The 13,713-nt window shown below is 50.8% G+C and carries 10 protein-coding genes; 8 read left to right on the top strand and 2 right to left on the bottom strand.

The window, feature by feature from the left end; genetic code table 11:
• Positions 1-492: 492 nt before the first annotated feature.
• Positions 493-2,178: an NAD-dependent malic enzyme gene (locus GW591_RS16655; RefSeq protein WP_014416698.1), complete on the top strand. Its 1,686-nt coding sequence runs from the start codon at positions 493-495 to the stop codon at positions 2,176-2,178.
• A 46-nt stretch (positions 2,179-2,224) separates the two neighbouring features.
• Here GW591_RS16655 and GW591_RS16650 read toward each other — a convergent pair whose 3' ends face one another.
• On the bottom strand, positions 2,225-2,998 hold the full coding sequence (locus tag GW591_RS16650; protein ID WP_013578282.1) for a DUF3750 domain-containing protein: 774 nt from the start codon (positions 2,996-2,998) through the stop codon (positions 2,225-2,227).
• Positions 2,999-4,553: 1,555 nt separating this feature from the next.
• On the opposite strand from GW591_RS16650, the gene GW591_RS16645 reads away from it, so the two are divergent.
• From GW591_RS16645 to mtr, 7 genes are all read left to right on the top strand, one after another.
• The gene (locus tag GW591_RS16645) at positions 4,554-5,231 is read left to right on the top strand and encodes an SDR family oxidoreductase (RefSeq protein ID WP_166861027.1); all 678 of its coding nucleotides are present in this window, start codon (positions 4,554-4,556) and stop codon (positions 5,229-5,231) included.
• An 88-nt stretch (positions 5,232-5,319) separates the two neighbouring features.
• Complete coding sequence (locus tag GW591_RS16640) at positions 5,320-5,922, top strand: TetR/AcrR family transcriptional regulator (protein WP_225444950.1); 603 nt, start codon at positions 5,320-5,322, stop codon at positions 5,920-5,922.
• Positions 5,923-5,982: 60 nt separating this feature from the next.
• The gene (locus GW591_RS16635; RefSeq protein ID WP_121019908.1) at positions 5,983-6,906 is read left to right on the top strand and encodes an alpha/beta fold hydrolase; all 924 of its coding nucleotides are present in this window, start codon (positions 5,983-5,985) and stop codon (positions 6,904-6,906) included.
• A 138-nt stretch (positions 6,907-7,044) separates the two neighbouring features.
• On the top strand, positions 7,045-8,283 hold the full coding sequence (locus tag GW591_RS16630; RefSeq protein WP_013578276.1) for an MFS transporter: 1,239 nt from the start codon (positions 7,045-7,047) through the stop codon (positions 8,281-8,283).
• Between the two features lie 351 nt (positions 8,284-8,634).
• Positions 8,635-10,368, top strand: a complete 1,734-nt coding sequence (locus GW591_RS16625) for an ABC-F family ATP-binding cassette domain-containing protein (protein ID WP_014416697.1) — start codon at positions 8,635-8,637, stop codon at positions 10,366-10,368.
• A gap of 70 nt (positions 10,369-10,438) precedes the next feature.
• Entirely contained in the window at positions 10,439-11,173 is a 735-nt protein-coding gene (locus tag GW591_RS16620; RefSeq protein WP_014416696.1) for a pirin family protein, read from the top strand.
• Positions 11,174-12,116: 943 nt separating this feature from the next.
• Positions 12,117-13,361, top strand: coding sequence for a tryptophan permease (gene mtr / locus GW591_RS16615; protein WP_013578205.1), 1,245 nt, complete (start codon positions 12,117-12,119; stop codon positions 13,359-13,361).
• 166 nt (positions 13,362-13,527) lie between these two features.
• Here mtr and GW591_RS16610 read toward each other — a convergent pair whose 3' ends face one another.
• On the bottom strand, positions 13,528-13,707 hold the full coding sequence (locus GW591_RS16610) for a hypothetical protein (RefSeq protein ID WP_013578204.1): 180 nt from the start codon (positions 13,705-13,707) through the stop codon (positions 13,528-13,530).
• Positions 13,708-13,713: the final 6 nt, after the last annotated feature.

Here is a 13,713-nt window from a genome sequence, read left to right as displayed (position 1 = left end):
ATGACCTTTTCTTTATTATTGTTGATGAGATAATTGAAGGAACAAAATGGCGGTTAGTTATATTATTTAAAAACCAACATCATTGTGACCCGTGTCACATCTGCCTTTATGGCAATAATAACAATAATTACTTAATAACAAATTACAGCAAATACAATGAGTTAAAATCAATACATTAATTTAACTTAAATATCAGATAATTTATTTACTCAAATTGAACCATCCGGAAACATTCAAAAACATTATGCAGAACTCATCACTAAAAAAGTATTAAAACGTTTTTGTAATTTAAGTAACCGGAATCAGTGCCTGTGTCGTGTTATAAAAAACAAATAATAAACAATCATCTTATTCAGGCTGCTATGGCCATTGGTTTTATTTTGGTAGTTCATACACTAATTCGACCGGTTATAGGATTTTACTGTGAGGGATCCGGCAACGGGAAATAACGTACCGGAAATTAACTGAGTTCAAATGTTCTAAGGCTTAATGATGTTAAAAAAACGCCCGCTCTACACCCACTACACAGGTTCATTATTACTCGAAAACCCGCTGCTCAATAAAGGCTCGGCCTTCAGCCGTGATGAACGTCTGGCGCTCAATCTTAACGGACTGCTGCCCAATCAGGTTGAAACTATCAACGAACAGACTGACCGCGCCTATTCTCAATTCTCTGATTTCAAACGTGATATCTCCAAGCATGTCTACCTGCGCAATATTCAGGACACCAACGAAACCCTTTTCTACAATCTGGTGAATTCACATCTGGAAGAAATGCTGCCGATTATCTACACCCCGACGGTCGGCGAGGCCTGCGAACACTTCTCCGATATATACCGCCGTGCCCGTGGCCTGTTCATCTCTTATCCTGATCGCGAGCATATCGATGAAATGCTGCAAAACTTCTCCAAAAATGACATCCGGGTGATCGTTGTCACCGACGGCGAACGCATTCTGGGACTCGGTGATCAGGGGATTGGCGGCATGGGCATTCCTATCGGCAAGCTTTCGCTTTATACCGCCTGCGGTGGGATCAACCCGGCCAACACGCTGCCGATCATGCTTGATGTCGGAACGAATAACGCCCAGCGCCTCGACGATCCGCTGTACATGGGCTGGCGCCACCCGCGCATTACCGACGGCGAATACAATGAATTCATGGATATGTTCATTCAGGCGGTAAAAACCCGCTGGCCGGATGTCCTGCTTCAGTTCGAAGACTTCGCGCAAACCAATGCTATGCCACTTCTGGAGCGCTACCGCGAGGAGTTGTGCTGTTTCAATGATGATATTCAGGGCACCGCGGCGGTCACGCTGGGCTGTCTGATTGCCGCCAGTCATGCCGCAGGCACCCGGCTACGCGACCAGCGGGTCACCTTCCTCGGCGCAGGTTCTGCCGGTTGCGGTATCGCGGAGAAAATCATCGCGCAAATGGTGGCAGAAGGTGCTTCCGAAGACGAAGCGCGCAGTCAGGTCTTTATGGTGGATCGGTTTGGCCTGCTGACAGATGACATGCCGAATTTGCTCGATTTCCAGCGTAAACTGGTGACAAGTAAAAACAAAATCAGCCACTGGAATGTGGACAACCAGAATATCTCGTTGCAGGACGTGGTGCATCATTCCAAACCAACCATTCTGATTGGCGTTTCCGGGCAACCGGGGCTGTTTACCGAAGAGATCATCCGTGAGATGCATCACAACTGCCATCATCCGATCATCATGCCACTCTCGAACCCGACTTCCCGTGCAGAAGCCCGTCCTCAGGACGTGATCGCCTGGACCGAAGGTGCCGCGCTGATGGCGACAGGCAGCCCGTTCGCACCGGTACATTATCAGGATCACACGTACCCGATCCCGCAATGTAACAACGCGTATATTTTCCCCGGGCTGGGGTTAGGCATTCTGGCGTCGGGAGCGCGCCGCGTGACCGATAGCATGTTGCTGGCTGCCAGTCAGGCGCTGGCCAGCCTTTCTCCGCTGGCGACCACCGGAAAAGGGTCATTATTACCGGCTATTGCCGATATTCAGCATGTGTCTAAAATCATTGCCGCCGAAGTGGCGCGCGTCGCGCAACGGGAAGGCGTGGCACCGGAAGTTTCAGAAGATGAGTTACAGAGTCGTCTCACCAGCGAATTCTGGAAACCGGAATACCGGTCTTATAAACATTCGTCGTTCTGATGTGTATGGCCGGTACCTCGTACCGGCCTGTTGCGCACTGACATCGTTAAAGCTCCGCTTTCCCCGGATTATCAAAGCCTACCCGCCCGACAAACGGCAAACGCAACGCCGGATTCTTCACATCAATGCCCAGGTTCAGCCCCAGCACATTGACTTCAATGCCCTCTTCCACACCCAGCGTCACGCCCAGCAGTCCCAGCAAAGAAACCTGCACGCCGCGCCCGGATGGCGGTAAACCGATCGGATTGGTAATGCCGCGGTAATCTTTGCCGATCGCATTGGAAGGAAGATCAAGCTGCAGATCCGGCACTTCACGGCCGATGTGGGCGATAAACGTATTGCTGTTTGGCCCCGGCCACGCGTGATAGGTATGCGGATACGGGTAACTTTTGATCGCTGCTTCTATTTTGGGGATCATAATCTGCGCCTGCGCGCCGCGGTGATCAACCAGTATACGGGGCTGCGAGCCAAACCAATACCCATCTGGAATAGCATAATCGCGGCGTACCACGTTGGTGCTGCCCCAGCTGATCACGTCATAACGGGTGAACTCTGTTTCCCCTTCACGTTTGTAAATTATCCACGGATGCACCGCCACCAGCCCGCGCCAGCCATAAGTCGGTGCAGCATAAATCTGGATAATAGCGATACTTTTCAGTCTGGCAGGATCCGGCGCAATACCGGCTGAAGTCCGTCGTGCCGTTGACCAGCTCTGGCCTGCAGGTTCTGTCCGTGTTTGTGTCGCTTTCGCGTAGCTGTATCCGAAAGACAGCAGTAAAACCAGAACAAACCCGAGACTTACCCATTTTATGGCGATCATGCTTTATTCACCTTTGCCGGTCCGTTCAAAAGAACAACGGTACTCATTCACCGAGAGGCTGGCAACGTGAAAGTCTGTTGTAAATCACAAAATTTGCTGCAAATAGCCGATTGTGATTGGGGGAATGCCAGGGGATAGAAACGTGAATCATGCGATGTTGCAAAATATATGGAAAAATGCGGATGACTGATGTAAGCCTGATCTGTAAAGTGCAATGCCACTCCTGGCACCCAAACTATCATTATCTTTTTTCCCGGGTACAGGATGGTATGGCACTCTTCCTTATGGGCGATTTCAATCAGCCTCGAGGTTGAGTTTATTAAGGTATGAAGCGCGCCCATGTCGGGAAATTTGACTAATTAGAGTAACGATAAGATGAAAATGAAATTCATACCGCCAATCATTGTACTGGCAGGTGCTGTCGGTTTTATGGTGTGGTTCTTTGTTAGCGGAGCTGCAATGCCTGGCGGCTGAAAGAACATCAATAAATGTGAGGCGTTTTTTGCAGACAAGTCTCTATTACTTCAGATGCACCTGCAATTCAGTTAAGAAGGGCTGTATCTCGTTTGAGAATTTGAAAAAGCACCGTCACCAGGCGGTTTTTTTATGTTTAACGTTACCAGCCCTGAAGCCGTCGTATCGCGAGCTGTAAAGCAACGTTGGGTCTGCCATTTGTGTCTATAGCCTCGTCCTGCGCGCGCTTAAGGCATAAGACTATGCGTCCCGCGCTAAAGTCTTCACCCGCCTGAGCAAACATTAAGCAGCATTCGCCTACCATCCTGCACCCTTCTCCAAAAGCCGAATTTTTACCTTGCATAGTTACTCCAGTAAACAGTAAACCTGAACATCAGATTTAACATAATAACTGAAATAATTGGATAAAGTTTGCGCAATGCATGAATTTCATCCCATTCTCATCTGAATTGCTCAAAACGTCGGTGAATTTTCTTTAATTACTAAACCCATTTCATTAAGCCAAATTCCCGGAAGAGACTAGTATGTTTTCGGGAGCATCGCTCTCGTTCCAAAACTAAATATTTAGTGATGATTCACTGGCCTTCGTTCGCGAGGGCTTTTTTGCGTCCCGATACTGACCTCATGCAGCGAACACAGCTATTTATGGGCTGTTATCCTTTTGATTGGATAATTATTACTCCGCTATGCTTATTTGGTTCTACCCGATCAAATTTCAAAACTGATGTTTATTGCCCGCCTGTCGCGGGCATCTTTTTATGATGCACAGTGTGTCATCAAACACCTGGTTGCCAGCATCGTTAACAATGAACGTTACCACGCCTTCAACCACAATCGCGCCATAGTCACTGGGCTCACAGGTGATTGAAGCCGCCTTTCAGCAGTCCATAAAGTCCCCGTCCATCATCAGGCGCTCCGACGGCGCGTCCCGGTTATCTATCAGTCCGGCGGCCAAAATCAGACTCCAGCCCATTGTTGCAGCCGCCTTGCTGACTCATACTGCCCGTAACACTGAAGAGATTTCGCGCATTAAATGAAAACAACAAATTGACGTTAACGCTTTGATTATAAAAGGATGAATATGACTGACTCTAAGAAAGCATTGATCATCGGCGCATCACGCGGTATCGGTTTGGGTGTGGTGGATGTACTCGCAAAACGCGGCTGGCAGGTCACCGCCACAACACGTGATGCCGTTCCGGCCAAAACACCGGCGGCTGTTGAATGGGTAAAACTGGACATCAATAAATCCGAAGCGCGGGAAGCGGTAAAAGACGCGCTGTCCGAAAGCCATTTTGATCTGATTTTTGTGAATGCAGGCGTATTTGGTCCGGATCATCAGGATATTCATCAGGCCAGCGACGAAGAAATTATTCAGCTATTTTTGACTAACGCCATTTCCCCTGTGCGTTGCGCCAGTGAATTACTGCCTTTCCTGAACCACCGTACCGGTGTGCTGGCGCTGATGACCTCTGAGCTGTCGAGTCTCAATGAGAATGACGTGGCAACTTATCCGCTTTATTCCGCCAGTAAAGCTGCGCTGAATATGCTGACCCGCGGGTTGCAGGCACAGATTGAAAAACAAGAACTGACGCTGCTTTCCGTGCATCCGGGCTGGGTACAGACCGATATGGGCGGTGAAAATGCCACGCTGACCGTGGCCGAAAGCGCCACCGGCATTGTTGATCAGTTCGAAGCCTGGCGCGGCAAAGGTGGCCATCACTTTGTTGAATATTCAGGCCGTGAACTGCGCTGGTAAATATGACGTGAGCTGACAAAGGGCTTGATCAGTTTTTGTGTTAATGCCACCATTAGGAAATAAACGTTTCCTAATGGTGGCATTTTTTATGGCATTCCCTTCACCGAAGGATCGCGGTCGTCCGCGTGAATTCGATACTGAACTTGCACTGGATAACGCCATGACGGTATTTCGCGAAAAAGGCTTTCATGCGGCGTCCATCAGCGATCTGAGTCAGGCCATGAACCTTACTGCAGGCAGTATTTACAAAGCCTTCAGCGATAAAAGGACCCTGTTTCTCAACGTATTTGAACGTTACACCTCGCGGCGAAATACCCAGTTACGCCAGCAAATTGAACGCATCTCCACCGGCCGCGAACGCATTGCCGAAGTGCTGCGTTTTTATCTGCGTTCTTCTCATGAAATTGAAGGCCGCCGCGGGTGTCTGGTCGTCGGCAGCACCGTCGAATTACTCACGCTGGATGAGGAACTCGCCGCACTGGTGCGTCAGGCTATTATGCGCAATAAATTGTTCCTGACCTCCCTCATTGAACAGGGCCAGCAAGACGGTTCTGTCACCCCGGATATTGATGCGCAGGCCGCGTCATCCCTGATGTTATGGATTATTTTGGGCATGCGTGTCGCCGGTAAAGTCGAAAACAATCACGCCAGCGAAACCACGCTGGAACTGGCGCTTAAAATTCTCGATTAAAAATTTTTTCTCATTTAGGAAATGATTATTTCCTAAACATGACTATAACGGAGATTGGCTATGAACGAGGTGACCCCTTCTGTTGTTGTTACTGCCGAACCCTTTGCAGTGGCTGACCCCACCCTTTGCGGTTTTACCCATCGCTACGCCACGGTCGAAGGCGTGAGGATGCATTACGTCAGCGGCGGTAATCCGCAAGGCAAAGTCTTGCTGTTGCTGGCGGGTTTTCCGCAAACCTGGTACGCATGGCGTAATGTGATGAACGCGCTGGCACAGGATTTCTGGCTGGTGGCACCAGACCTGCCCGGTCAGGGTGATTCGGACCGCCCGCAGACCGGTTACGACACACAAAGTCTGGCGCAGAAAATCCACGGGTTAATGCAGCTTCTCGGGCATAAGCGTTACTCGCTGGCAGCGCATGACGTCGGCGCGTGGGTCGCTTATCCCTGCGCGGCGATGTATGGCGAGGAAGTACAACACCTGGCGCTGCTGGATGCGGGGATCCCCGGAATCACCTTGCCGGACGTGCTGCCGGTCACACCGGACAAATCGTGGAAAACCTGGCATTTTGCCTTCCACACATTGCCTGATTTGCCTGAAGCGCTGATCGCCGGTAACGAACGTGTCTATCTCGACTGGTTTTTGCGCCGGAAAACCGCTGCGCCGGATGCCTTCACAGATGACGATATCAGCGAGTATCTGCGGGTGTTCCTCAAAAGCGGCGGCCTGCGCGCCGGGCTGGCGTATTATCGTTCGGTTACTGAATCTGCGGAACAGAACCGCACACTTAATCGTGCCGGAAAATTAAAAATGCCGGTACTGGCGGTCAGCGCCGATCAGGGTTCGATCCCGGACATGGCCGTTCCCCTGCGCGCTTTCGCTGAAAATGTCACCGGCATCATCATCCCTCACAGCGGCCATTTCATTCCGGAGGAACAACCGGAAGTCTTAGCCCGTCACCTGCATAGTTTCTTCACAATGTGAGATGAAGATTTGCTGAACTTTTTATGATAAACATAGAACTCGGATTGTTTGTTAATAATTTGTATTCACAATAATTGCCGGGCTAACGAGTTTTCAAAAACCACAGACACGGCATCTTTCATTTTTCAGGGATTTGTCATGTCTGCTGCTTCCGGTAATTCAGACTCACTGTTACGGCACCGCTCGTTTGTCGCTTTCTGGATCGCCCGTGCAGCGTCCAGCTTTGGTTTCCAGATGCTTTCCATCGTGGTGAGCTGGCAGATTTATTCGATCACCGGCCGGGCGTTTGATCTCGGGCTGATCGGGTTGGTGCAGTTTTTACCTTCCGTCGCGCTTGCGCTGGTGGCAGGCCACGTTGCCGATCAGTTTGACCGCCGCCGCGTGGTGCTGCTCGGGCAAATCGCCGAATGGGTGGCGATTGGCTCGCTGGCTTATCTGACGCTGACACATCACGTCAATGAAGTGGTCGTGCTCGGACTGATTTTCGTGATTTCGACTGCCAAAGCGATGGAAGCCCCTTCATTACAGTCGATGTTGCCCGCGCTGGTGCCACCGAATTTGCTGGCCCGCGCAATGGCCGCCACCAGCGTTTCCGGACAGGCCGCGTCGATGGTTGGCCCGGCGCTGGGTGGCTTTCTGTATGTCGCGGGCGCGGGTGTGGCATACGCCGTGTGCGCCTGTCTGTATCTGTTATCTATCGTAATGGTCAGCCGTTTACGCTATGAACAGGCACAGCCGCATCGTGTACCGGCAACCTTCAAAACGCTGTTCGCAGGCATTGGTTTTATCCGCGCCCGCCCGGACGTGCTGGGCGTGATTTCGCTCGACTTGTTCGCGGTTTTACTCGGTGGCGCAACCGCCCTGTTACCCATTTTCGCTCACGACATTCTGCATACCGGTCCGTGGGGATTAGGCTTGCTACGTGGCGCACCGGCGGTCGGCGGTCTGATCGTCGGGTTCTGGCTGAGCCACCGCGCACTCAACCGTAATGTCGGAAAAATCATGTTCGCCGCCGTCGCCGGTTTCGGTGCCGCCACACTGGTTTTCGCGTTTTCCACTTCGCTCTGGTTATCGATGCTGGCGCTGTTTGCTCTCGGCGGTTTCGATATGATCAGCATGGTGATCCGCGGTGCGCTGGTACAGCTTGATACACCGGATGACATGCGCGGTCGTGTCAGCGCCGTGAACTCCATCTTCATAAACACCTCGAATCAGCTCGGTGAATTTGAATCCGGTCTGCTGGCCGCCTGGGTTGGCGCAGTTCCCGCCGCAGCCATCGGCGGTGTCGGCACGCTGATCGTGGTCGGATTGTGGATGACCTGGTTCCCCGGCCTGCGAAAAAGGCAGAAGCTGGAAAATGAAGTCGTTGAAGCTTAATCGCATCACGACACGCAAATCAGCGCCGTCCCTCTCATGAGTGGACGGCTGGGATGGCGTTATGCGTTTTAACGAGTTGCTCTGACTGGAATAATTCAATAATCCCCAATATAATCAGCTCATTCATTCACCAACGTTATATAAGGAGGATTGCCATGCTGACCCGTGAAGTTTTTTTAATTTCACTCGTCCTTAGCGATCGTCACTGCTCAGGCATTTCCGGCACCGTGCCGCGATAACCTGCTTGAGCGAAGCTAACTGACAACCTGAGAACTTCCCTCCGGCTTACCGGTTATCGTCGGCTTTTCTGACGACAGGCATCTTTGTGCCTGAAAACCTGAGTAAGCATTCATGACGACTTTATTATCCGCACAATCTTTATCTTTCGATAACGCCTTCGGCCCGTTACTGGCTGAGATTTCCTTCGGCCTGAAAAAAGGCGACCGCATTGGTCTCATCGGCCATAACGGCTGCGGCAAAAGCACCTTGCTGAAAATCCTCAGCGGTGAACTGGCGGCCTCCTCCGGCACCGTGACACTGGCGAATCAATGCCTGATGGCGCGCGTTGAACAGCATCTTCCCGCAGAACTCAATGATTGTACCCTGCTGGAATCGGTGCTCGGTCATCTGCCCGGCAGCCTTCATCAGCCCGAACCCTGGCAGGCGCAGGTGCTGCTTTCGGACCTGGGTTTTGATGAAAATGCCTGGGAACTGACGGCGGGTACGCTCAGTGGCGGCCAGCATACCCGTCTGCTGCTGGCGCGGGCGCTGATCCACCAGCCGGATTTACTGCTGCTCGATGAGCCAAGCAATCATCTGGATCTGCCGACATTACTGTGGCTGGAGCAGTTTCTGAAAAACTGGGCGGGCAGCTTTGTGCTGGTTTCCCATGACCGCAGTCTGCTGGACAGCGTAACCAACTCAACCTGGATCCTGCGCGATAAAACGCTGCAATTTATCCGCCTGCCTTGTACCCAGGCACGTCAGGCGCTGGAAGAAAAAGACATTGCCGACGCACTGCGTCGTAAAGCGGAGCAAAAGGAAATTGACCGCGTGACACTGAGCGCCAAACGGCTGGCCGTCTGGGGCAGCGTTTACGACAATGAGGGACTGGCGCGCAAGGCCAAGCAAATGGAAAAACACGTGGTGCGCATGAAGGAAGATCAAACTGACGTCACCGCAGGCAATCAGTGGAAACTTCGCCTGAACGGCGAAGCGCTGGCGGCGGATCGCGTGCTGGCGCTGGCTGATTTACAGGTGCGACCGGCGCCTGATGCCCCGGTGCTGTTCACCCTTGATGAAATGCGGGTGAAGAGCGGCGATCGTATCGCGCTGGTCGGGCGTAACGGTTGCGGTAAATCATCCCTTCTGCACAGTTTGTGGCAGGCGTTTATCTGCCCGGAAACGACGGTCAAAGGCGTGATTTTCCACCCGCGCGTGCGAATGGGTTATTACGATCAGAACCAACATCAATTGCAGGATAACGATTCGCTTTCTGATGCCCTGGCGCATTTCGCGCCGCTGACCGAAGAACAGCGAAAAATGGCGCTGATTGGCGCGGGATTTCCGTATATCCGTCATCAGCAAAAAGTGAGCACGCTCAGCGGTGGCGAACGTTCACGGCTGCTGTTTATCGGCCTGACGCTGGCGAACTATTCCCTTTTGTTACTTGATGAGCCGACCAACCATCTGGATCTGGAAGGTAAAGAGGAGCTGGCGGAAACGCTGAAAACCTTCAGCGGCGCAGTGCTGATGGTTTCCCATGACAGGACGCTGATCGAGCAAAGCTGCAACCGTTTCTGGCTGATAGACCAGCAGCGTCTGGAAGAATGGCATTCCCCCACGCCGGTGTATGCGATTCTGGCAGGCGCGGTTCCTCCTGCCGACGCGCCGGTGTCGGACGTGAGGCTGGAAAGCGTGGTGATTCAGGAAACTGAAGAGGAACGCTTGCTGGCGACACTGATGGCGCTGGAAAACAAGCTGGAAGACGACCTGGCGCGCAAACCAAAGCATCAGAAACCGGAACTGCAACGCCAGTGGCAACAAAAGATTGATGAACTGAATGCGTTGCTGGATCTGCTTTAAAGACATATGTTAAGAAACAGTATATTGATTTTTACTTACACAACGCATTGCTGTTCCTGCCGGAGAAATTATGTTTAACGTTTTACGTGCTGAGCCTAAAACCACCTTCGAATACGGCCCGTTCCGTATCCGCCGCATGCGCCCCGGGAAAATTCTGCCCGAAAATAGCGATGATGCATTCGGACCGCTCAGTGTTATCGATCATGCCAACCTGGAACTGGGTACGCTGGTGAAAATGCATGAGCATAACAACGATGAAATCTTCAGCTATATGTGGCGCGGTTCGATGGTGCACGAAGATTCTGCCGGTCATCGGATATCGCTCTCACCGAAAAAGCTGATGATGATGAATGCCGGAGAAAGCTTCTGGCATGAAGAATCCACGCCGCTGGTGCCCGCCGAAATGTTGCAGATTTTCATTCGTCCGCGCAAAGCAAACCTCGAGAGTCGTGTGCAGTTCATGGAACGTCCGGACGGCGTAAAGCAAAACGAATGGACGCTGCTGGCCGCGCCGGAAGGGATTGAATCCCCATTGGAAATTCGTCAGGCAGTATATGTTTATGACATCCGCATGGATGAAAATACCACCACGGAAATTCCGGCACATCCGGGATTTGCACAGTGGTTGTATGTCATGGATGGCGAAATCAGCATTGCGGACGTCAGCCTGTCAAAAGGTGATGCGATCAGTGATGAGGAAAGTGCATTGCCTGCCGCCTCGGCAAAAAAAGAAACCACCCTGGTGTGTTTCCTCGTTTGTCTGGGTGCGGAAGCCATTCTGGAAGGGGCGATTAGCGGAAAGTAATTAAAATCTGGCAGTTAAAATATAAAAGCCCCAGTTGTTAAACCGGGGCTTTTAAGGTACTACCAAATTAATATTTAACATTCATCAACTTAATTACATATTACAACTTCTAAAGATGCACATATTTTCACAGGATATATTTTGAAGCCAGGTAACGCTATCCTCCTATAATTTTGTGGAATAACATCGGTATCCTGTTAATTTCACTTATACCGGTTTTCAGTCGGGATAAATGAGTACATCACCCTCGCGATATATACTCTTTGATGCGTGACCTTACTCTCGTCGCGATATTCTCGATTTCAGACTTAACGTACCCAAATCGCGAACATTACTCTGACTAACAAGGCGTTACATCATCGCGTTTTCTTCCACATCATGCGATTTTACAGCTTTACTGCATGGCCTTAAAGCATCATCTCACGGATTTTAAATGACAATCCGGTGTTGAATCACCCAAACTAAAATACTTCGTGGCCTTTATCGCATCTCATTACTTGCAAGTTTATCAACCTGCTAAATGCACCGCGAAATAAAATTTTCATCCCATTTCTCTCTGGTGCTGAGTTCTAATCTACTCGTTATAAATCGTGTGTCAACCCTGTATTTACGAACAGGTTTTTTAATCTATGCCATATTAGAAAACATAATGAAATCTGTGACCTATACCAAAGATATTGATAAGGCAAGTAACCAAAAAGTCGAATAAAAATAATCCTGCGTGCACATCTCCTGCCTCCCCGCCCCGCTGAACGTGATAACAACTACTTTTGTACCAGCAAGCTAGTTCAACAGTGTACATCAGTGCTTAAATCCACTATATTGCTGCGCTCATGGCCCTGACCGCAGCATAAACGCGCGATTTTCGGACAATTTTCATATCAAATCTTTTACAGCAATTCACTTAACGAATCGTGATAAAAGCCACGCGAGGATCCGCACTATGGCGACGCTTTCCGTGACCGCTCCGCAGCATTCTGTATTGGGTGGCGCAATGATTATCGGTGGAACTATCATCGGTGCAGGGATGTTTTCTTTGCCGGTGGTGATGTCCGGAGCCTGGTTTTTCTGGTCAGTTGCCGCATTGATTTTTACCTGGTTCTGTATGCTGCACTCCGGCCTGATGATCCTCGAAGCGAATCTTAACTATCCTGTAGGGTCGAGTTTTAATACCGTCACCGGCGATTTGCTGGGGAAAAACTGGAACCGGCTGAATGGCATGACCATCGCGTTCGTGCTGTATATCCTGACTTATGCTTATATTTCTGCCAGCGGTTCGGTTATTCAACATACGCTGCGCGAAATGGCAGTGAGCTTTTCTCCCCGCCTCGGCGGCCTGCTGACCGCACTGGCAGTTGCGTTTATTGTCTGGCTCAGCACCCGCGCCGTGAGTCGCATGACCGCAATTGTGCTGGGTGCCAAAATCATCGCCTTCTTCCTGACATTTGGCAGCTTACTGTGGCACATCAAACCGGTAAATTTGCTTAACAGCGTGGAGTTGAACCCGAGTTACACACCGTATGTGCTGGCGACGCTGCCGTTTTGTCTCGCCTCGTTTGGCTATCACGGTAACGTACCGAGCCTGATGAAATATTACGGCAAGAACCCGCAGATCATCAAAAGATGCCTGTTGCTGGGTACCCTTATGGCGCTCGGGCTGTATGTCATCTGGATGCTGGGCACGATGGGTAACATTCCACGCACGGCGTTTATTGGCATCGCCGAACGTGGTGGCAATATTGATGTGCTGGTGCAATCGCTGAGTCAGATCCTCAACAGTGCGGGGCTGGATTTGCTGCTGACCATTTTCTCCAACTTCGCCGTGGCCTGTTCATTCCTGGGCGTGACGCTCGGATTATTCGACTATCTGGCTGACCTTTTCAAATTCGACGACAGCCGTACCGGTCGATTTAAAACCGCACTGATCACTTTTGTGCCGCCAATCATTGGTGGTGTGATCTACCCGGATGGTTTTATTTACGCGATTGGTTTTGCCGGTCTCGCCGCCACGGTCTGGGCGGTGATTGTTCCGGCACTGATGGCACGGGCATCACGCCAGCGCTTCGGCAGCCCGCTCTACCGTGTATGGGGCGGCAATAAAATGATTGTGCTGGTGCTGTTGTTTGGCGTACTGAATGCGGTAGTGCACATTCTGTCGAGCATAAATTTACTGCCGGTATATCGTTAAATGATTTCCACCCGTTTTGTCCGTCGGACAGGGCTGGTGCATCAAAAGACATAGGGTATAGCAAAGACAGAGGTGAGGCAGGAAGGATTTCTGAAGGCAATCACATCACGCAGCCTGCTCTTTGCTTAATACAAACAGGCCGCGATCATAGAGAAGGTCGTTAACGTTACGCTTTATTCACTGAAACAATTTCTTTGATGAAGGTGAAGTTCGAATCGCCGTGATCAGTTTTGATCGTCGGGTAAATTCTTTCGCCTTTCTTCACAAAGCCAGTGACTTCATGGGTTGAGCCGTTCTTGACAGTAAAGCTATCGCCAACACTGATGGAACTTGCAACTTCGCTCATAACAAT

The sequence above is a fragment of the Rahnella aceris genome (genome assembly GCF_011684115.1).
GTDB classification, from domain to species: domain Bacteria; phylum Pseudomonadota; class Gammaproteobacteria; order Enterobacterales; family Enterobacteriaceae; genus Rahnella; species Rahnella aceris.
The sequence above is the reverse complement of the archived record's forward strand: the minus strand, read 5'-3'. Positions and strand labels throughout refer to the sequence as shown.